Raw genomic sequence first — 20370 nt, forward strand, 5'->3', positions numbered from 1 at the left:
TCCCGTCAACTGATGCCGACCCGGAAGATCTTGTCCGATCCGTCCGGCTCGTTGCCGTTGTTGTCGCAGTTGGTGGTGGACAGCCACAGCTGGTCGGCGCCCGGCACCTTGGTCACGGTCCGCAGCCGGCCGTAGGTTCCCACGTAGTACGCCGTCGGGGTGCCGACGTTCTCGGTGTCGCCGTTGATCGGGATGCGCCAGAGCCGTTCGCCGCGGAGCGAGGCCATGTAGACGACGTTGCGGACGATGGCGATGCCGCTCGGGGAGGCCTCGGAGACGTTCCAGGTGGCCTTGGGGTTGGTCATCCCGGCGACCGAGCAGGGGCCCTCGCAGGTCGGCCAGCCGTAGTTGGCGCCCGGCTTGATCAGGTTGAGCTCGTCCTTGGAGCTGTTGCCGAACTCGGCTTCCCAGAGCCGCCCGTTGCGGTCGAAGGCGAGGCCCTGCGGATTGCGGTGGCCGAGGCTGTAGACGTAGTTGCCGAAGGGGTTGCCGGGGGCCGGTTTCCCGTCGGTCGTCATCCGCAGGACCTTGCCGTTGAGGGAGTTCCTGTCCTGCGCCAGGTCCGGTGTCTGGGCCTCCCCTGTCGAGACGTAGAGGTAGCCGTCGGGGCCGAAGAGGAGCCGGCCGCCGTTGTGGTAGCGGTTCTTCTTGATGCCCTGGAGCAGGATCTTGTAGTCGCCGAGCGTGCTGCCGTCGTAGGTCATGCGCACGACCCGGTTGCCCTCGTCCGCGGTGTGCATGAAGTAGACGTAGTGGTTCGTCTCCCACTTGGGGTCGACGGCGACGCCGAGCAGGCCGCCCTCGCCGTTGGTGGTGACGGCGTTCGGGACGGTCCCGACCTGGGTCCGGGTACCGTCCTTGGTCACCTTCCAGACCCGGAAGTCGTCCCGCTCGGTGACCAGCGCGGTCTTGCCGTCGGGCATCCAGTAGGTGCCCCAGGGGATGGTCCAGCCGCTGGAGAGCGTGGCGATGGAGGAGGGGACCCCACCGTCGGTGGCGCAGGCCTTGGTGGTGAAGGTGACGGCGTTGCTCGGCGGGGAGACGTTTCCGGCCGCGTCCCTGGCGACGACGTCCAGGGTGTACGGGCTGTCGCAGGCGAGGCCGGTGAGGGTCGTGGTCGTGCCGCTCGTGACCGTCTTGTAGACGGTGGTCCCGCTGCGGATGTCGTACGCGGTCACCGCCCGGTCGTCGGTGGACGCGCCCCAGGAGAGGTCGGCGGTGTTCGCGGTGATGCCGGTCGCGGACAGGGTGCCGGGGGCGGTGGGCGGGGTGCTGTCGCTGCTCGGCTTGGTCGTGCAGTCGACGACGGGACTGGCCGGCGAGGTGTTGCCGGCCGCGTCGCGGGCGATGACGGTGAGGTCGTAGGTGGTGTTCGGGGCGAGCCCGGTGAGGGTTTTCGAGGTCGAACTCCCGGACGCCTCACCGATCTTGTTCCCGTGCTCGTAGAGGTCGTACGCCGTCACGCCCACGTTGTCGGTGGCGGCGCCCCAGACGAGGGTGAGCGCGTCCTCGCCGATGTCGGAGCAGGACGGCTGGCCCGGGCGGGTCGGGGCCTGGGTGTCGGCCGCCGTGCCGATGCCGATCCGGTCCAGGTTGGGGCCGCCGTTCGCGGTGTTGGCGGTGGCGCGGATCTTGTTGCTGCCCGCGGTCAGCGGGACGTTCACCGTCTTGGTCGCCCAGGTGTTCCAGTCGGCGGTGGCCGGGAAGGAGACGCCGGACGCGACGACCGTGCCGCCCACGGAGATGTCCATCGGCCGGTCGACGGCGGTGCCGTTGGCGAAGCGGAGGGTGAGCGCCGAAGTGCCCGCGGCGGTCGCGCTCACCGTGAACTCCACGTACGAGCCCTTGACGTTGGTGTAGTCGACGAAGCCGGTGCCCGTGTATCCGGTGTGGTTGCTGGCGACCGCGCCCTGGGAGATCGCCGCGTCCTCGGCCTGGTAGTCGGTGGCCGCCCGCGCGGTCCCCGGCAGCAGGGTGACCAGCGGGACGGCGAGGGCCAGCGGCAGGGCGCGGGACAGTAGGGTTCTCGATGTCATGAGGGTCCTCCTCAACCGAGCGGCCGGACGCGGATCAGCCGGGTCTCGCCCGGACGCAGGGTCGCGCTGTAGGTGGTGGCGACGGTGCCCTTGTGGGAGCCGGACCACAGGTCGGTGACGTCCCCGGAGCCGGTGAAGCCCACCTGGGACCAGTCCACGCTGACCGTGGAGTTACCGGAGGTGCCGGTGTTGAAGAGGGCCACGACGTACTGGCCGTCGCTCTCCTTCTTGCTCCAGACCTGCTTGGCCCCGCTGTTCACGATCCGTTTCGCGGCCACCCCGTCCTGGTCGACGCCGATGAGCCGGTCGTTGGTGAGCATGGCCTTGTCGACCGTGTCGAGGTGGGTGAGGTCGGTGCCGAGGAGCAGCGGGGCGGCGGCCATCGCCCAGAGGGTGAAGTGGGAGCGCCGCTGGTCCGCGGTGAGGCCCACCTGATCGCCGTTGCCGATCTCCAGCGAGTCCAGGTCGTTCCAGCCGCCGGGTCCTGCGTACTGCTGCCAGCTCGCCGCCGTGTTGAAGCGGGCGGCGACGTGCGACCAGTCGGTGAGCGGGTAGCCGCTGCCGTTGTCGCCGGGCCCGCAGTAGCACTCGACGTCGCCCTGGGTGCGCCAGCTGTTGGCCAGGGACCGCCAGGTCGGGGCGTCGGCGATCGCCAGGTTGTTGGAGAGCGCGAAGGTGATGGGGCGGCCGGTGACGCGCAAGGCCTTGGACCAGGCCTGGACGTCGGGGATGTCCTGGCTGCCCACCCCGTCGATCTTCAGGTAGTCGACTCCCCAGGAGGCGAACTGCTTCGCCCAGGAGTTCACGAACTCCTGGGCGCCCGGCTTGGAGTAGTCGATGTAGTACATGTTCTTGCAGTTGTAGTTCTTCTCGGTCTTCGAGGTGTCCGCGATATCCTTCGCGTGGTACGACGTGCCCTCGATCGGGGTGTTTCGGGTGACGGCGTTCTTGGCGATGCCGGGCGTGACGTAGAAACCGAACTTCAGGCCCTTGGCGTGGACGTAGTCCGCGAGGGCCTTGATGCCGTCGGGGAACTTGGCGGTGTCGACGGCCCAGCGGCCATAGGAGTCGACGGTGAAGCCGTTCGCGTCGCACTTCTGCCAGAAGTCGTCGAGGTTGACCTGGACGAAGCCGTGGTCCTTCAGGCCGCTCGCGGCGAGCGCGTCGGCCTGGGCCTCGATCTTGGCCTGGGTGGGCCACCGGCGCACATAGCTCCAGCTGCTCCAGCCCATCGCGGGGCGCACCGCCTGGCCGTTGTCGGAGGCGGGGGCCGGGTGGCCGGGGCGCAGCAGCGGCACCGCCGCCGCGAGCAGCAGCGCGGCGGCCGCCACGGTGAGGTTTCTGGTCCTGGTCACGGGCGTCCTCCGGTGACGGGTGTCGCGTAGGCGGTGCCGATCCACGCCTCGTCGACCCTCAGTCGCTGGTAGCGGGTGGTGTCGGTGGCGGCGGCCCAGGTGGAGTCCACCTCCAGGCGGACGTAGCGGGCCGTGGTGGCGGTGAGGTCGATGCCCTGGATGCCGCGCCGGCTGGGCAGCTGCCCGGACTTGACCGCGCTCCCCCAGGTGGTGCCGTCGTTGCTGACGTACACCTTGTAGTCCTTGATCCGCGCCGACTGCTCGGTGTCCGAGCGGGCGTAGGCGACCGAGTCCTCGCGCTGGTTGAGGCCGAGGTACTGCACCTTCTTGGCCGAGCCGAGGTCGAAGGTGAGGTTGACGGGCAGGGTCTTGCCGTTGTCCCAGTAGGTGAGTTGGTCCCCGTCCCCGGCGGCCGAGCCGGCGTGGCCGCTCGCCGCCGCGCTCGCGGTCACCTTGACGCCGGAGAGGATGTCCTGGCGGCCGGCGGTGGTGACCTTGAAGACGGTGTCGTACGGGTCCCAGTCGCCGAGCCCGGTCAGGGTCAGCACGCCGCCGGACTGCGACCAGGAGACCGCCTTGCCGGTGCGGAGGTTCGTCACGGAGGCGATGCGGTAGCCGTTGTCGCGGATGCGCAGGGTGCTGGTCGACGGCGGGGTCAGGACGTGGACGTACTGGCGGTCCGGGTCGTCCTTGGCGATCGTCGTCACACCGTGGGCGCCGTCGTTCCAGAAGCCGGGTTTGAGGCCGCCGTACATATAGCCGCCGCCCTCGGTGCCGTGCAGGGATTCCCAGATGGGGTCGAGGTAGGAGTTCGCGAAGTTGTTGAAGGCGGCCTGGTTCGCCGGGAACTTGCCGTTGACCTGGGCGGTTTCGGCCATCAGGGCCTTCACCGAGGAGCCCGCGTTGGTGACGAGGCGGCCGAGGGTGAGCTTCCGGTCGACGGCCGGGTCGGAGCCGTCGTACCACCAGGCGCCGGTCGAGGGCAGCTTGAAGTCGGCCTCGGTCAGGCGAGGTGGGGCGGTGTAGACGGCCTGCGGGTAGTCGTAGGCCGGGGTCATCCCCGTCTTCTGCTCATTGCTGATCATGTCCATGATCGGCGTGTCCTCGTTGTTGTTGCTGAGCGTGTAGTTCGGGCGCTTCTCGTAGATCTGCCGGTAGAGGTCGTGGCTCTCCCAGTACGCGTTGTCGTTGTCGATCCAGAAGCCGCCGAGGTCGGGGTAGCGGTCCATGATTTCGAAGAAGTTGTCGTAGCTGAACTGGCCGAAGCCGTCGCGGGTGGTGAGGTCTACGTCCTTGCCCTTGTAGGCGGAGTAGGCGGCCGAGTCGAGCCACTCGTGGCCGCCCTCGTCGTGCCACTGGGGGTCATCGGTCATGTAGAGGATGACCTTCATGCCCTTGGCCTTGGCGGCGGTGATCAGCTCGCCGAGGAAGTCCCGGCGGGTGGAGCAGGAGCCGGGGATCTTCGACGGCCAGGGGCGAGCGTAGCCGAGGCGGCTGTGGAAGGTGGCGAGGACCAGGTACCGGGTGTGCAGCTTCTGGGCCTCGTTCACCCAGTAGTCCGGGGTCCAGCCGCCGTTCGTGACGTCGTTCTCCCAGGCGCTGCAGCCGGTATGGGCGGGCGCGGTGCGCTCGCCCCAGTGCAGGAAGAGCCCGCCGACGGAGTTGCGGAGGAAGTCCTGGCGCGGGTTCTCCAGGTCGAGCGGCCGCGTCGCCGCACCGCAGTCCTGGCTGCCGGAGACGCGGAGCGCTCCGCCCGAGGTGTTGTGACTGTCCGTCAGGCATGCGCCCGTGACGTCCTGGAGGACTACGTCGTACGGAGAGTTGCTGCCCTTCTGGGCGGTGAAGCGGGTGAGGCGGAGGTCGCTCGCCGCGTTGGCGATGACCGCGGGACGGCCGTCGTTCGCCGCGAACTTCACGCTGCTGTCGGTGAACCGGACGTGGTCGGCGTTGTGCAGGTACCAGCCGTAGGCCGGGCGGGTGCCGATGGTCTTGGGGTTGTAGTCGTTCGGGTCGTTGCTCGGCACTCCGGTGGACATGGAGCCGTTGCCGCCGGGGACGGTGAGGTCGACGTTGTCGAAGGTCACGTCGCTGATGCGGTGGCCGTTCTCGCCCCACAGGGTCGGGCTGAAGGAGGGGCTGTTGCCGGTGGCCGTGATGTTCTCGTACGTCACATCGCTGATCGAGCCGATGCCCGGGCTGTTTCCGCAGCGCCTGCGGGTGCCTATCTTCTCCATGATCGGGGAGTGCACTCCGGTCATGGTGATGTCCTTGTAGTGGACGTCGGAGATCTTCGCGCCGTCCATGGAGACCATGCCGAGCCCGGACTTGTCGGCGCCCTCGATACGGATGTTCTCGAACTGGTAGTCCGCGAAGTCCCCGCAGGTCTCGGAGCCGAACATCAGGGCGTTGCAGCACTTGGCCGACAGGGAGGAATCGCGCACCCGGACGTGTCCGTTGGGAAGTTTCGCGCCCAGGGCGTAGTCGCTCTTGAAGACCAGGGCGTCGTCGTTGGCCTTGATGTTCGCGTCGGTGACCGTGACGTTCGTGGTGGAGATGATGTTCCAGCCGTCGCGGTCGCTCGCGGTGTCGATGGTCAGGTGGTCGGACGTGACGTTCGTGCAGCCGTTGATCAGGGCCGCGAAGTGGCCGCCGCGACGCAGGGTGAGGCCGTCGCCGATCCTGAGTCCGTCGCACCGGGTCAGCGAGATGATCTTGTCGGCCTCGCCGGACTTCGGGTTGCCGGTGATCAGGTTGCCGGCGCCGTCGATGACGCCCTGGCCGACCAAACCGATGTCGGTGAGCTTGTCGCCGTAGATCATCGCGTCGTGGAAGTGGCTGTGGCCGTAGTCCTGGTAGGCGTCGTTCGGGTTGGGCTCGGCCTTGTCGTAGGTGTCGGCGCTGGAGCCCTGGAGGGTGGCGCCCCGGTCGAGCTGGAGCGTCACATGGCTCTTCATGTGGATGGTGTTCTTGGACTTGTAGGTGCCGGCGGTGAAACGGACGGTGCCGCCGCCCGCCGAAGCGGCCGCGTCGACGGCCTTGTCGATGGCCGGGGTGTCGTTGGCCGAGCCGTCACCCCTGGCACCGTAATCACGTACGTCGTAGACGGCGGCGCGGGGCGCGGTGTGCGGGGATGCCAGGGCCGCTGGACGGGAGAGCCCGAGGACGACGGCAAGGACGGAGAGGACGATCGCGGCAGCCCTGTGCCGCGCGACAGTGGGGGGTTTCACGGTGACGGTTCCTCACACCAGCTGGTGGCCGTGGAGATCGGTGAGCGGGAGGTAGGCGTCCTGCGGGGAGCCCGAGGTGTCGACGAGGGAGCGGTGGACGCCCGCGGCGTGTGCGGTGGTCGCGGGCAGCCCGACGGCGGCACGGGCGAGGGCGGCTCCGAGGACCGGCCGACTGAATGTCGTGATCATGACACTGAATCACCTCGCAGTTGCTCATTCATGATCAGGAAGGCCCCGAGGCCGTGGAAGTCGTTCGTGGCCCGGGTGCGGGCGACGTAGTACGCGTAGTCGCCGACGTTCGTGCCGATGGAGATGCCGGCCAGGTCGGTGCGGCCGTCCGCGCCGACGGACAGCTCGGCGAGCACGCCTTGGTAGCCGCGGCGGGCGACATCCGCGTAGTGCGGGTCGAGGTAGTGCTGCTGGACGCCGCGGGACAGGGCGTAGGTGAACATGCTGGAGCAGGAGGTCTCGGTCCAGTTGTCGCCGCGCCCACCCTTGTCCATCACCTGGAACCAGCGCCCGGTCGCCGGATCTTGGTACTTCTCCAGACCCGCCGCCAGTTTCCGGAAGATGGCGAGGAGTTGGGGTCGGCGCGACTGGTCCGCCGGGACGGCGTCCAGCACGTTGACGATCGCCATCGCGTACCAGCCGACGGCACGGCACCAGTGCTCGGGCGCGAGCCCGGTCGCCGGATCCGCCCAACTCGCGCTCTTCGACTCGTCGTAGGCGTGCTTGAGCAGTCCGTTCGCGACCTGGAGGTGGCCGCCGTAGACGGCGAGCTGCTTCGCCGCCTCGTCGTCGGCGTACGCGCTGTCCCCGAACTCCTTGCCGTACTCGACGAGGAACGGGTTCACCATGTAGACGCCGTCCGCCCACAGTTGGTGCGCGCGGCTGGAGTTGTCCGCGTGCCAGAAGCCTCCGTCGCCGGTGCGCGGGTAGGTGTTCAGGCGGTCGCGGATCTTCTTGGCGGCCTTGCGGTAGCGGTCCTGGCCGGTCTCGTGGTGGAGGATGACCAGGAGCCGGCCCGCCTGCATGCCGTCCAGGCTGTTGAACGACTGGTCGATCGAGCCGTCGCTCCTCACGAACCGGTCGACGTAGCTCTTGAGGTAGGCGAGGTAGCGGGGGTCGTGGGTGCGCTGGTAGGTGAGGTACTGGCCGTAGAGGTAGAGGCCGACCGGGTAGGACCAGCCGCCGATGGTGCTCGGGGTGTAGCGGGCCATGGTGGAGTCGACGACCGCGGTGGACCAGTCGGGGGCGGTGGCGGGCCTGACCGCGGTGGCCGCTGTGGCGGGCGGGGATACGGCGGCGGGGAGCGTGGCCGCCGTGGCGGTGGTGAGTGCGACGGCCGCCAGGACGGCTCGTAGGCGTTTCATGGTCCTCCTTCTCGGTAGGCGGCCGCGGTGGTCCGCCGGAGGGGTACGGCACGGTGGCCCGGTGCGTGGCGGCAGGCCGGGTCGGTGTTGCGGGCGTCTCCGGTGAGCGCGTACGCCTGGCAGCGGCAGCCGCCGAAGTCGGCGGTGCGCAGGGCGCAGCCCCGGCAGGGCTCGCGCATCCAGGACTCCCCCCGGTAGGCGTTGAAGGCCTTCGACTCCCGCCAGATCCAGGCGAGTTCGCGCTCCCGGACGTTCGGCGGGTCCAGGCCGGGCAGGATGGCCGCGGCCGGGCAGGGCAGGACCGTGCCGTCGGGGGCCACGGTGAGCGAGATCCGGCCCCAGCCACCCATGCAGGGCTTCGCCGTGCCGCCCGCCAGATCGGGGGCGACCCAGACCAGCTCGGGTTCGTCCAGGCGCCGGCGCCAGCGAAGGACCGTCTCCCGGGCCCGCTCGACCTGGCCGGGCAGTGGCAGCAGGGCGGCGCGGTTGCGGGCCGCCCACCCGTGGTACTGGGTGTTGGCCAGCTCGATCCGGTCCGCGCCCCACGCCACCGCGAGTGCGATCAGATCCTCGACGGCGTCCAGGTTGCCCCGGTGCAGGACGACGTTGAGACCGAGGGGCAGGCTCGCCGCCCGGACCAGCCGGGCCGCGCGCTCCTTGGCCGCGAACGAGCGGGCGCCGGCGATGCGTTCGGCGGCCGTCGGTTCCGGGTGCTGCACGGACAGCTGCACACTGCGCAGCCCGGCGCCCACCAGCCCGGCCAGCCGGCGCTCGCTCAGTCCGAGCCCGCTGGTGACGAGCTGGGTGTAGAGGCCGGCGGTGTCGGCGGCGGCGACCAGCTCGGGCAGATCCCGCCTCAACAGCGGCTCACCGCCGGACAGATGGGTCTGCACCACGCCCAGCTCACCGGCCTGCCGGAACACCTCCGCCCACTGTCCGGTCCCCAACTCAGCTGACCGACCGGTCAGTCTGACCGGGTTGGAACAGTACCCGCAGCGCAAGGGACAGGCATGTGTGAGCTCGGCCAGCAACGCCCAGGGCGGGGCGACAGGGGGTGGATCGGCCGGTCCGCCGCCGGACGCGCCGGAAGCGGGCGAGCCTGCTCCTCCGCCGGGTTCGACGGGGATCCGTGACTCCGGCGCGCCACCCGACCCGCCGGGAGCCGGCGAGACCCACCCTCCGGCCGACTCGACGAAAGCCGACGGAACGGGTCCCCCACCCGACCTGACGAGGGCCGGCGAAGCTCGCCCCCCGCCCGGATCGACCGGGATCGGTGGGTGCCGGCCCGCACCCCGCTCGGCGGTGTTCGCCGCAGGTGGATCCCTGTCCGGGCGGGCCGTGGTCATTTCAGCCACCCCTCTCTCCGTAACGCGGTGAGGAACTCGGGGACTTCGGTGGCGACCGGGGCGTTCGGGAACCTCGCGGACAGTTCGGTGACGATGTCCGCCACCGCCCGGCTGCCGTCGCACAGGCGCAGCACCCCCGCGGCCCGGCCGTGCAGGACCACCACCCGCTCGGGCAGCAGCAACAGGCCGGTGCCGCGCACCCGGTCGTGGCGCAGCACGACCGCGCGGGCGAGTACGGGTCGCCAGGTCATGACCCGCCCCAGCCCCCGGTGTCCCCGTGGTCCACGGCGTCGAGCAGCGCCCACAGCACCTCGCACTTGTAGGCGAGCGCGGCGACGGCGCGCTGCTGCTGCTCACGGGTGCGGGCCCAGCCCAGGACCAGGCCGAGCGCCTCCTCGCCGTCCCGGGCACCCTGGTCGACGCGGCCGCGGAAGTAGGCGAGTCCGGCCGGGTCGATCCACGGGTAGTGGCGTTCGAAGGCGGCGACGCGGGTGCGCATCAGGCCGGGCGCGGACAGCTCCGTGAGGGAGGCGGCGACCGCGTCCAGCGCGGGGCTTACCCGGCAGAAGGTGACGTACCCCTCGACCGCGAAGCGCACCCCGGGCAGCACCCGGGAGCTGTCCCACACTTGGTCACGGGTGAGGCCGGCCGCCTCGCCGAGGCGCAGCCAGCCTTCGATACCGCCCTCACCCACCGCGGTGCCGTCGTGGTCGCGGATGCGGCGCAGCCAGGAGCGGCGCAGCGCCGGCCGGTCCAGTTTGGCGAGGATCAGGGCGTCTTTGACGGGGATGTGCCGCTGGTAGTGGAAGCGGTTGGTGATCCAGCGGCGCAGTTCGGCCGGGGTCAGTTCGCCCCGGTGCATGCGCTGGTTGAAGGGGTGGCGGTCGTGGTAGCGGTCGGCGGTGACGGCCCGCAGCCGTTCGGTGAACTCCGTGACCGGCCAGGGGCCGGCGGTCGTCCCGGCGTGGACGCTCGTGACGGTCACGGGGCGGGTCAGCGGTCGCCGAGGGCGTAGCCGGTCACTTCCAGGGCGGTCTCCACGACCTGATAACCAGGGCTTCGCCAGACCTTTTCATCGGATGTCTGCAGAACGGTGGGTTCTGCCTGGAGGTCTTCGGTGGTCGTCTCGTTCATGGGTGCATACCTGCTTTCCTGAGGTTGGGGGGCTCTCAGAGCGCAGACAGGGAGTCGCGTTCACAGGGATCCGCTGGAAAACCCACAGGATGGTTCACATCCCTGTACCGGGTTCAGCGATACGTCCGACGATGCGAACCAGAGTCTCGGCAGGAACGGGCCGCGGTCAATGGTCCGGACCCATAAGGTCGGATGCATTTCCGGCCAATCTCCGTTCCAGAGGCCGACTCACCGCTCGGTTCCGGCGGATTCCGGGCTCAGGAATGCATCACGGCCGTTGATCGTTGACGATAGGAGTGTCACCTGTCGACAACCCTAAGGATCGAGAGCGCGTGAGCAGCAAGGTCCCCCCGAAAATCCTCAACAACGGCGTCGAGATGCCCCAGCTGGGCTTCGGTGTGTGGCAGGTGCCGGACGACGAGGCCGAGCGGGCCGTCGCCACGGCACTGGAGGCCGGGTACCGCAGCATCGACACAGCGGCGATCTACGGCAACGAAGAGGGCACCGGCAAGGCCATCGCCGCCTCCGGCGTCCCCCGCGAGGACTTGTTCGTCACCACCAAGCTCTGGAACGCCGACCAGGGGTACGACGCCACGCTGCGCGCCTTCGACGCGTCGCTGGCGAAGCTGGGTCTGGACTACCTGGACCTGTACCTCATCCACTGGCCGCTGCCGGCCCGGGGCAAGTACATCGACTCCTACAAGGCGTTCGAGCAGCTGCTGACCGACGGCCTCGTCAAGGCGATCGGCGTCTCCAACTTCCTCCCGGAGCACCTGGAGCGGCTGATCGAGGAGACGTCGGTCATCCCGGCGGTCAACCAGATCGAACTGCACCCGCACCTGCAGCAGCACGCGGCCCGGGAGTTCCATGCCGAGCAGGGCATCGCCACCGAGGCCTGGTCCCCGCTCGGCCAGGGCAAGGGCCTGCTGGAGGTGCCGGCGATCGTCGCCATCGCGCAGAAGCACAACCGCACCCCGGCCCAGGTCGTGCTGCGCTGGCACATCCAGCTGGGCAACGTGGTGATCCCGAAGTCGGTCACGCCGTCCCGGATCAAGGAGAACATCGAGGTGTTCGACTTCAGCCTGGACACCGAGGACCTCGCGGCGATCAGCGCGCTCAACGAGGACCGCCGCATCGGCCCGGACCCGGCCACCTTCGACATGGGCTGAGCGCACATGGGCCGAACCCACATGGGGCGAGCACACGTGGGCCGAGCACACGTGGGCCGAGCACACGTGGGCCGAGCGCACACGCATCGAGCGCCCGTGGGTCGAGCGCACACGCATCGAGCGCCCGTGGGTCGAGCGCATATGGGCCGGGCAACCGACATGGAGTGAGCGGCGGCCCGTCGCACACCGGCCGTCCCGCCGTGAACACACACGGCGGGACGGCCGTTCGCGTTCCCCGGCTCGCACCCCGACTCCCGTGCGGGGCGCGTCAGTCGGAGTGCACGTCCGCGTGGACGACCTCGAACTCCTCCAGGGCGACCACGGTCACATGGGCCTTGGCGACGTCCTGGCGCCGGGCGGCCGCCTGGGCGCCGCGGGACGCGGCCATCGAGGCGCGGTCGACGAACAGCACACCGACCGTGCCCCGGCCCCGCTGCCGGTCTACGAACAGGGCACATCGCGAGAACCCGGGCAGGGTCTCCAGGCGGGGCACCCCCGAGGACCGGAACGTCTCGACGAACAGGTCCGTGTCGGCCGGGTCGAACTCCACCCTGGTCATCCGCACCCCGCCGCCCACCCTCGGCAGCTGCACCGAATGGAAGACGGCCACCTCGTAGTTCTCGACGGCGACGGTGCCCGCGAACGGCTCCAGCATCGGCCCGCGCCGCTCGCGCATCACCTGGTCGCTGTTGCGCCGGGCCTCCTCGGAGCCCCACCAGCTCACCGCGAGCAGTTTGCCCAGATCCCGGTCGACGAAGACGCCCGCGCCCCGGTACTCGGGACGTTCCTCCAGCAGACTGCGCCCTTCGCTGTTCAGCGCCCGGATGGCGGACTCGATCTGCGCCGGATCACCGGTGGCGTACACCGTGCGTACGAACATGACCCCTCGCCTCCCAGGAGCCACCGGAGCCACTGCTCAACCCCCGCACGGCTCCTGCATAAATGTTCGGAATGTCCTGCCCCACCAGTGTTCCCCGGGCTTCATATCGGCGCAATGCATGACAATTCCCCGAGTTCGCATCCAGGGGTTGACGCGGACATGCAGGCGGGGCCACCTTGTACGGCACCCGGTCAGGAAACTTTCCTAACAGAAGGGCGCCCCCCACAGTGCGCATCCGAACACTGACCCTCGCCGCGGCCTCCGGGGCCGCACTGCTGGCCGCCGGAGTGCTCCCCGCGAGCGCGTCCGGCACCACCGTCCCGAAGTCCGCCCAGGAGGGCTCGGTCAGCGCGGCCAACCTGCTCGCCAAGGTGACCTCCTGCTCCCAGATCTCCAGCGGCAAGTACAAGACCGACGACGAGACCTCGGCCACGATCCCCGTGTGCGGCAAGAACGGCGCGGTGTTCTGGAAGTCCGACATGGACATCGACTGCGACGGCCAGCGCACCACCAACTGCAACGAGGACCGCGACCCCTGGTACCAGGACGACACGGCGTTCCACCAGTCCGACGGCAAGCCGCTCAAGGCCGAGTCGCTTCCGTACGTCGTGGTGCCGAGCTCCAGCAGCATCTGGAACTACTCCAGTGCCGGCATCAAGGGCGGCGGCGTGGTCGCCGTCATCTACAACAACAAGGTCGAGTACGCGGTGGTCGGCGACACCGGCCCCACGAAGATCATCGGCGAGGCGTCGTACGCCACCGCCAAGGCGCTCGGCATCGACCCCGACCCGGCGACCGGCGGTGCCGACTCCGGCGTCACCTACATATTGTTCAAGAACTCCACTGTCTCCCCCATCGAGAGCCACAGCGCGGCGGTGTCCCTGGGCGACCAGCTGGCGAAGCAGTTCCTCGCCAGCAACTGAACCGGGGAGGGCGGGCGGCCCGGTACCGCACGGTACCGGGCCGTCCCGGTACGTCAGTTGGGCTGCCCCAGCGGCCGTACGACGATGGTGTTGACGTCCACGCCATCCGGCTGCCGGATCGCCCACACCACCGAGTCGGCGATCTGGTCGGCGGTCAGCAGAAGGCCGGGCGGCAGGCTGCCGTTGGCGTCCCAGAACGGGGTCTCCACCCGGCCCGGCGCGACCAGCGTGACGCCGATGCCGAACTCGGTGACCTGGCGGCGTGTGTTCTCCGCGAGCCCGGTGACCGCCCACTTGGTCGCGCCGTACAGGTTGCCGGGCGTGTTCACGAACCCGGCGACGCTGCCGACCAGGACGATCCGCCCCCGGCTCGCCTTCAGTGCGTCGACGGCGGCGCGGATCAGCAGGGCGGGGCCGAGGACGTTGGTGAGCACCATCTGGGCCCAGCCCGCCGGGTCGCCGTCGGCGACGGTGTCGTGGGTGGCGAAGCCGGCGTTGGCGACGACGGTGTCGAGCCGGCCGTACGCCTTGAGCGTGCTGTCGACCGCCGCCTGCACGTCGGCGTACTCGGCGCTGTCACCCACGATGGTCAACAGGCCGTCCGGGTCGCCGAGTTCACTGGCGAAGGCGCGCAGCCGCTGCTCGCCCCGCCCGGTGACGGCCACCCGGTGGCCCGCGTCCAGCAGTTGGCGCCCGACGGCGGCACCGATACCGCTGCCGCCACCGGTGATGAGCGCGACCGGAGAGTCGTTCATGGTTTCCCCCTGTGGTTGGTGATCGACCGGAGTCCATCACTTCGAGCGCTCTCGATGTCAACCACCGCAGGTGGGGCGGTACGGCACGGAGGGCAGGTACCGCCGCCACTGCGCCCGCGTCGGACCCCCGTCCGCCCGGGCGCACAGCTCGCTCGCACTCTCCTCGGCCCGCAACGGAACGCTCCGGACGGCGAGATGAGGCGTGGCGATGTGCAACTCCCGCGCGTCCGGGGTGAATCCGAGGGCGAGGACCGGTCCGTCACCGGCCGGCACGGTCGCCGGGTCCAGCCGGGTGCGGGCCGTCTCCCACACCTGTGCGAAACCGTCGGCGGTGCTCGCCGCGAGCAGTGTCCCGTCGGCGGAGAACGCCAGGGCCGACGGGACCACGGTGGCACCGGCCGCTCTGAGCACCGCGAGCCTGCGCCAGGTGTGCGCGTCCCACAGGGTGACCCTGCCGACCAGATCCTCGGCGGCCAGATAGCGGGCGTCGGGGCTGAACGCTGCGGTGCGCAGCAGGTCCTCCCCCGTCACTCCGCCCGTTCGCCGCCTGCCGGTCGTGACGTCCACGAGCCCGCCGTCGTAGGTCAGCGCGGTGCGGCCGGTGGGGTCGGCGGCGACGGTGTGCTCCCGGTTCACGACCGGCGGGGCGGCGGCCGCTACGGGCCTGCCGCGCGTGTCGAACGCAGCCCGGACCGCCGCCTTCCGCCGCCAGGCCGAGCCCGTCAGCCCGTGCAGGGAGACGGTGTGCACGGCGCTGGTCCTGCCGTCCTGCAGATAGCGCAGGACGCCCGCCGACGGGTTCAGCCGGAGCCCGCCGACGGCCGAGCCGGCCACCGGATAGGTGAGCAGGGGCGTGCGCGGGCCGCCGGCGGCGGGGGCCGGGAGGTCCGTGCGCCACAGGGCGAGGGAGCCCGGGGTCCAGGTCAGGGCGTAGGCGCCGTGGAAGACGACGGTGTTCGCGCCGCCGGCGAGCGGCAGCCGGGGGCGTTCCCGGCCGGTGCGGAAGTCCCAGGTCACCACGCCCACTCGGGTGGCGGCCGCGACGGCGTGACCGTCCGGGGTGAAGAGGACCTCCTGCCCCTGGCAGAGCAGCTTCTCGGTTGACCGGGGCGGCCGGGCGGACAGCAGGCGCCCCGCCACGAGGTCGAGGACACGCAGCCGGGTGCCGTCCTGACCGCACCAGGCGAGGTACCGCTCGTCCGGACTCGGCAGGGGCAGCGGGCCGTCGTCCTCGCCGTGGGCGTACCGGTGGAGCGGGCGTTGCCGATCGGTGTCGTCGGTGCCGGCGGTGTCATGGGCGTCGTCCGCGTCCCACAGGTCCAGGGTCGCCCGGTCGCTTCCCGAGTCGTGGGCGAGGCGTCGTACAAGGAAGGTGTGTCCGTTCGGCCCGAACGTCCCGTCGGCGTCCTGCCAGGGGCCGGTCGCCAGCCGCCGGGGGCGGCCGTCGGCGAGCGAGCGGATCACCGTGCCGGTGCCGCCGGGCGCCCGGGAAGCGATCAGCCGGCCGTCGTCGCTGACCGCGATCACCCCGTCGGACAGGCCGGGTCGGCTGAGGGAGTGGATGCGCCGGTGGGAGCGGACGTCCCACTGCACGGCCCGGTCGTGCGCCACCGCCGTCAGGATCCGCCCGTCCGTGCTGAGCCACACGGGTGCGTTCAGGGCCCGGCCGCCCTCCTCGGGCTGGACGAACAGGTCCTGTTCGCTCTGCGCGGCCGCCGTCCGCAGCGCCTGCCGGGTCTCCGGCAGGTCGGCGGTACGCCAGGCGGCCAGGGCGAGGCGCATCGCGGTGCGCGGTTCGGCGGTACGCAGGCCGTCGGCGAGGGCGGCCACCCGGCGGGCCTCGGCCTGGTCCCGCTGCCGCGCGCTGACCCCGCTCTGCCGCCAGGCGACGGCGCCCGCGGCCAGGGCCAGACACAGCAGGACGGCGAGCGCACCGGTCAGCGCCCGCAGCCGGCGCCCGGCCCGCACGGAGGCCCGGTGCCCGCGTTCGTACGACTCTACGCTCGCCGTCAGGAACTCCTGCTCAAGCAGGCTCAACTCCCCCTGGTAGGACCCTTCTTCGGCGAAGGCCTCCCGCGCCTCGGTCAGGCGCGCGCCCCGGTACAGCGCCCCCGCGTCCCGCTCCAGCCCGACCCAGGCGGCCGCCGCCTCGGTGAGCCGGCGGTGGGCACGCAGGCGTTCGCGGTCGGCGTCGATCCAGCCGCGCAGCCGGGGCCAGGCGCCGAGCAGGGCCTCGTGGGCGAGGTCGACCGTGTCGCCGTCGACGGTCAACAGGCGTGCCTTGACCAGGCGTTCGAGGACATGGGCGGTGGTGGGGTCGGTGCCGAGTTCGGCGCGCTGTGCCGGGCGCCGGGTGTCGCCGGTGCCGTCGCCCGGGGTGACCAGGCGCAGCAGCAGGGCGCGGACGGCCGCCGCCTCGGCGGGGGTGCAGCGGGCGTGGAGTTCCTCGGCGGTGTGGGCGACGGCGCCCCGGACGCCGCCGACCGCCTCGTAGGCGGCGAGGGTCAGGGTCTTGGCGGAGCGCCGTCGCCAGACCTCGCGCAGGGCGTGGGCCATGAGCGGCAGTCCGCCGGGTTGACCGGCGACGTCGGCGACGATCCGGGCGGTCAGGGCACGTTCGACGATGTGCTGCCGGGCTGCCGCGGGCCGGACCACCGCCTCCCGGAGCCGCTGCGGCGCCAACGGGCCGACGAGCAGGGTGGAGTCCCGCAACGCCTCGGCGAGCCGGGGATGTTCGGCGCAGTGCCGGTAGAAGTCGGCGCGCACGGCGAGCAGTACGCGCAGCCGGGGGTCCGGCCGCAGCAACCGGCCGATGAACAGCTCGCGTTCGGCCGGGTCGGCACAGAGCGCGAAGACCTCCTCGAACTGGTCGACGACGAGCAGGGTGTCTCCGGGGGCGTCGTGCGGGGTGAGGAGTGCCGGGTGGGTGCGGGCGGGGTGGGCGCCCGGGGTGAGGATCCGGATGACGGCGGGGCGCCGCTCCGGGTCCCCGTCCTCCCGCAGGGCGGGGACGAGCCCGGCCCGCAGAAGGGACGACTTGCCGCTGCCCGAGGCGCCGACCACCGCCCCGACACGGCTGCGACGGGTGTGCGCGACCAGTTCGGCGATCAGTTCGCCGCGACCGTGGAAGTGGTCCCGGTCACCGGCCTCGAACCGGGCGAGGCCCGGATAGGGACAGGGCTCGTCGTCCTCGGCGAGCCGGGTGCCTGCGGCCTCGGCGGCGGCCGTCCGCCAGCGCCGCTCCCACTCCTCGGGGTCGCCGCCACACGCGACGACGTAGGCCGTGACCACGGCGAGTGTGGGCAGCCGCGCCCCGGCGGCCGCCGCCGAGAGCGTGGGCCCCGAGTAACCGGCCCGCAGCCCCATCGCCCGGTAGGTCGGCGTACCCGCCTCGTCCCGCAGCTTGCGCAGCTCGAAAGCGAACCGCTCCACCGCCCCCGCCGCGGGATCCAGCGGTTTCTCCCGGCGCCCCATCCACGTCTCCCCCGTCGACAGCAACTCTCCCCAACCTAACCGGAATTGACAGGAGAGCCGGTTCGGGGCTGCCCATCAAGCCGCCGGCCGCTGAACTCGCCGGTGCACAAGCCCCCGACCTGCACCGGAGCCCGCCATCGCCACCCTGCACGCCGACCGCACCGCGCCCCCGTCCGTTCCGGCCCGGGCACGGCACCGACCCGTACCCGCTCTCGCCCCGGTCGTCCTCTCCCTCGCCCTCGGTCTGTGGGGGATCAGACGCGACGGCGCCCTGTGGCGGGACGAGGTGGTCAGCTACGACCTGTCCCGACGCGCACTCCCGGATCTGGCGCGCACGTTGGAGCGAGCCGACGCCGTGCACGGCCTCTACTACCTCCTCGTCCACGCCCTGTTCCGGCTCCTCCCCGGGGCCGACCCGCTGCTCGTGCTGCGGCTGCCCTCCGTGCTGGCCGTCGCCGTCACGGCCGGCCTGCTCGCCCTGCTCGGCGCCCGGTACGCGGGCCCGCGCGCGGGGCTGCTCGCCGGGCTGGTGTTCGCGGTGCTGCCGCCGGTCCAGCGCTATGCGCAGGAGGGGAGGTCGTACGCGCTGGTCTGCGCTCTCGTCGTCTGGGCGACGTGTCTGCTGGTACGGGCGGTGGACGCCGGCACCGCCCGGGCCTGGGCCGGCTACGGCGCGGTGCTGCTGACCGCCTGTCTGCTGCACGAGTTCGCGGTACTGGCACTCGCCGCGCACGCCGTGGCCGTACCCCGCGAGGCCCGGCGTGCATGGCTGAGGGTGGCCGGCGCGGTCGTCGCCGCGCTGGCGCCCCTCGCCGTCCTGAGCATGCGGCAGTCGGCGCAGGTGGCGTGGATCGGCGGGCTCGGGGCCGGGGCGCTGCTGGGCTTCGGCGGGGTCGCGCTGCTCGGCTGCGCCTGCGCGACGGTGCTGCCGAGGCCTCTGGTCCGGCTGGCCCTGCCGCTCACCGTGCTGCCCGCCGGGCTGCTGATGCTGATGTCGCCGGCCAAGCCGTTGTACGTCGACCGGTACGTCCTCTACGGACAGGCGGGCACCGCGCTGCTGGCCGGTGCCGCCCTGGACCGGCTGATCCGGGCCGGCGGTCCGCGCCGGGCGGGCGCGCTGCTCGCCGCGGGCGCGGCCGTCGCCGCACTGCTCCCCGTCACCACGTACCTGCGCACCCCGGGCAGCCGCCTGGACGACGTCACCGCCATCGGCGCGGCCGTGCGTACGGCGGGCGCGGGCGCCGACGGGATCCTCTATCTGCCCGCCCGCCGCCGGGTCTGGTCGCTCGCCGACCCGGACACCGTGCGGGGACTGCGCGACCTCGCCCTGGACCGCGCCCCCGCGGCCTCCGGAACGCTGTACGGCACGGAGGCCGGCCCGTCCGTGATCCGGGCCCGGCTGCTCACCGCGCACCGGGTCGTCGTACTGCGGGATCCGGTGGGACAGCCGCCGGACACCGCGCCCGGGGAGGTCATGAAGCGCAGGACGCTCGCCGAGCGGTTCGAGGAGTGCGGGACACGGGCGGTGCGGGGAGCACGGGTGAGCGTGTACGCGCGCGGCTGCTAGTGCTGTGACCGGGAAGGTTTGCCGGGAAGCTCGCGGCGTCCGGTGCGGTGCGTCGCAGGGCGGAGCATCACCCGCGTACGGGATGTACTCGGTTGGTGCGACAACGCGGCGAGGTGCCGTGCCGGGCGTCGCGAGCCGGTGAAGCTTTCCGGTCACAGCACTAGACGGGCCGTACGGCGGTGTGCACCGTCCGGGCGCCGAGGACGAACACGTCGGCCCTGCGGTGCACGCTCGCCGGGTCGGCCGGATCGAGGAGGCGGTCCAGGGTGGTGCGGTCGTCGGCGTCCAGCCCCTCGCCCACGGTGTCGCGCAGCCGGGAGAGGATCTCGGTCACGTAGGCGCGGGCCCGGTCGGAGGCCGGGGCGGGCAGGTCGATGAGGAAGCTGCGGCTGCGGGCGTACTTGAGTCCGGCGGAGCTGAGCAGCGCGGGCCAGTCCTCGGCCTCGGCGACGGCTCCGGGCAGGTCGGTGCGCATCCGCGCGAACCACTCCTCCTGCAGCGCGTCCAGCCGTGCCTGGAGCCCGGCCCGGCCGATGCCGATGTCACGGGGCAGGAAGCGGCTTGGCAGGCCGCCTTCGAGGATGGCCAGGGTGCCACCGGGGGCCAGCCGCTCGCCGAAGGCGGTGAGCGCGGCCCGCTGGTCGCCGAGGTGGTGCAGGCTGTGCCCGGCCCACAGGAGGTCCGCCGGGTAGTCCAGCTTGTCCAGGACGCCCGGGAGTTCACCGGCGAGGACGCCGAACCGGTCCCCCACACCCAGCCGCTCGGCGCGGGCCCGGGCGCGGTCGAGGAGCGGTTCGCTGCCGTCCACGGCCAGCACCCGGGCGCCCGGGAATGCCTCGGCGAACAGACACGACACCACACCGGGCCCGCTGCCCGCGTCGACGATCAGCCCCGGCTCGGTGACCTCCTTGCCGAGCCAGCCCAGGGCGTTCTCGTAGAGCGGGGCGAACAGCTCGGCCTGCGACTCCAGGTGCGGGGCCATCTCGGCCCAGTCGATGTCGGTGTGCGCGTGGGTGTCGGTGTGCTGGTGGTGGTGATCGTGCGCCATGGGAGCAGCCTCTCGTCCGGGTGCGGCCAGGGTGCGCCGACGCACCACCCGGAGGCCAGTCCTGTTGCCGGGGCGGCAAAAAA

The 20370-nt window shown here is 71.5% G+C and carries 16 protein-coding genes; 3 read left to right on the plus strand and 13 right to left on the minus strand.

All coding sequences use genetic code 11. The features are described from left to right. Positions 1 to 5 precede the first annotated feature (5 nt). The 9 genes from AB0N16_RS20210 to AB0N16_RS20250 form a co-directional block, all read right to left on the minus strand. Positions 6 to 2036, minus strand: a complete 2031-nt coding sequence (locus tag AB0N16_RS20210) for a PQQ-dependent sugar dehydrogenase (protein WP_365798460.1) — start codon at positions 2034 to 2036, stop codon at positions 6 to 8. 11 nt (positions 2037 to 2047) lie between these two features. Then, positions 2048 to 3391, minus strand: a complete 1344-nt coding sequence (locus AB0N16_RS20215) for a glycoside hydrolase family 27 protein (protein WP_365798462.1) — start codon at positions 3389 to 3391, stop codon at positions 2048 to 2050. Continuing rightward, positions 3388 to 6618 (minus strand): glycosyl hydrolase family 28 protein, encoded by a 3231-nt coding sequence (locus AB0N16_RS20220; RefSeq protein WP_365798464.1) that lies wholly within the window; start codon positions 6616 to 6618, stop codon positions 3388 to 3390. Before AB0N16_RS20220 ends, AB0N16_RS20215 begins: the two co-directional genes overlap by 4 nt. 12 nt (positions 6619 to 6630) lie before the next feature. After that, on the minus strand, positions 6631 to 6807 hold the full coding sequence (locus AB0N16_RS20225) for a hypothetical protein (RefSeq protein ID WP_365798466.1): 177 nt from the start codon (positions 6805 to 6807) through the stop codon (positions 6631 to 6633). Beyond that, a complete protein-coding gene (locus AB0N16_RS20230; RefSeq protein WP_365798468.1) occupies positions 6804 to 7991 on the minus strand; it encodes a glycoside hydrolase family 88 protein in 1188 nt (395 codons plus the stop codon). Before AB0N16_RS20230 ends, AB0N16_RS20225 begins: the two co-directional genes overlap by 4 nt. Further along, on the minus strand, positions 7988 to 9118 hold the full coding sequence (gene pqqE, locus AB0N16_RS20235) for a pyrroloquinoline quinone biosynthesis protein PqqE (RefSeq protein ID WP_365798587.1): 1131 nt from the start codon (positions 9116 to 9118) through the stop codon (positions 7988 to 7990). The genes AB0N16_RS20230 and pqqE overlap by 4 nt, the downstream gene beginning before the upstream one ends. Positions 9119 to 9333: 215 nt before the next feature. Next, entirely contained in the window at positions 9334 to 9588 is a 255-nt protein-coding gene (gene pqqD / locus AB0N16_RS20240; protein ID WP_365798470.1) for a pyrroloquinoline quinone biosynthesis peptide chaperone PqqD, read from the minus strand. After that, positions 9585 to 10322: a pyrroloquinoline-quinone synthase PqqC gene (gene pqqC / locus AB0N16_RS20245; RefSeq protein WP_365798472.1), complete on the minus strand. Its 738-nt coding sequence runs from the start codon at positions 10320 to 10322 to the stop codon at positions 9585 to 9587. The genes pqqD and pqqC overlap by 4 nt, the downstream gene beginning before the upstream one ends. An 8-nt stretch (positions 10323 to 10330) precedes the next feature. Then, positions 10331 to 10471, minus strand: a complete 141-nt coding sequence (locus AB0N16_RS20250; RefSeq protein ID WP_365798474.1) for a pyrroloquinoline quinone precursor peptide PqqA — start codon at positions 10469 to 10471, stop codon at positions 10331 to 10333. Positions 10472 to 10803: 332 nt separating this feature from the next. Between AB0N16_RS20250 and AB0N16_RS20255 the strand changes: the two genes are divergently transcribed. Next, positions 10804 to 11640 carry an aldo/keto reductase gene (locus AB0N16_RS20255; protein ID WP_365798476.1) on the plus strand — a complete coding sequence of 279 codons (837 nt, stop codon included), beginning with the start codon at positions 10804 to 10806 and terminating at the stop codon, positions 11638 to 11640. A gap of 268 nt (positions 11641 to 11908) precedes the next feature. Here AB0N16_RS20255 and AB0N16_RS20260 read toward each other — a convergent pair whose 3' ends face one another. Further along, positions 11909 to 12520 carry a hypothetical protein gene (locus AB0N16_RS20260; protein ID WP_365798477.1) on the minus strand — a complete coding sequence of 204 codons (612 nt, stop codon included), beginning with the start codon at positions 12518 to 12520 and terminating at the stop codon, positions 11909 to 11911. A 227-nt stretch (positions 12521 to 12747) separates the two neighbouring features. On the opposite strand from AB0N16_RS20260, the gene AB0N16_RS20265 reads away from it, so the two are divergent. After that, positions 12748 to 13443, plus strand: a complete 696-nt coding sequence (locus AB0N16_RS20265) for a glycoside hydrolase family 75 protein (RefSeq protein ID WP_365798479.1) — start codon at positions 12748 to 12750, stop codon at positions 13441 to 13443. A gap of 53 nt (positions 13444 to 13496) precedes the next feature. On the opposite strand, the gene AB0N16_RS20270 is transcribed toward AB0N16_RS20265, so the two are convergent. After that, positions 13497 to 14198: an SDR family oxidoreductase gene (locus tag AB0N16_RS20270; protein ID WP_365798481.1), complete on the minus strand. Its 702-nt coding sequence runs from the start codon at positions 14196 to 14198 to the stop codon at positions 13497 to 13499. A 57-nt stretch (positions 14199 to 14255) separates the two neighbouring features. Further along, positions 14256 to 17672 carry a hypothetical protein gene (locus AB0N16_RS20275; RefSeq protein WP_365798483.1) on the minus strand — a complete coding sequence of 1139 codons (3417 nt, stop codon included), beginning with the start codon at positions 17670 to 17672 and terminating at the stop codon, positions 14256 to 14258. 286 nt (positions 17673 to 17958) lie between these two features. Here AB0N16_RS20275 and AB0N16_RS20280 point away from each other — a divergent pair, with 286 nt between their 5' ends. Next, complete coding sequence (locus AB0N16_RS20280) at positions 17959 to 19239, plus strand: glycosyltransferase family 39 protein (RefSeq protein WP_365798484.1); 1281 nt, start codon at positions 17959 to 17961, stop codon at positions 19237 to 19239. Positions 19240 to 19399: 160 nt separating this feature from the next. On the opposite strand, the gene AB0N16_RS20285 is transcribed toward AB0N16_RS20280, so the two are convergent. After that, positions 19400 to 20287 (minus strand): methyltransferase, encoded by an 888-nt coding sequence (locus AB0N16_RS20285; RefSeq protein ID WP_365798486.1) that lies wholly within the window; start codon positions 20285 to 20287, stop codon positions 19400 to 19402. Between the last annotated feature and the right edge of the window lie 83 nt (positions 20288 to 20370).

Source organism: Streptomyces sp. NPDC051105 (genome assembly GCF_040682795.1).
Lineage (GTDB): Bacteria > Actinomycetota > Actinomycetes > Streptomycetales > Streptomycetaceae > Streptomyces.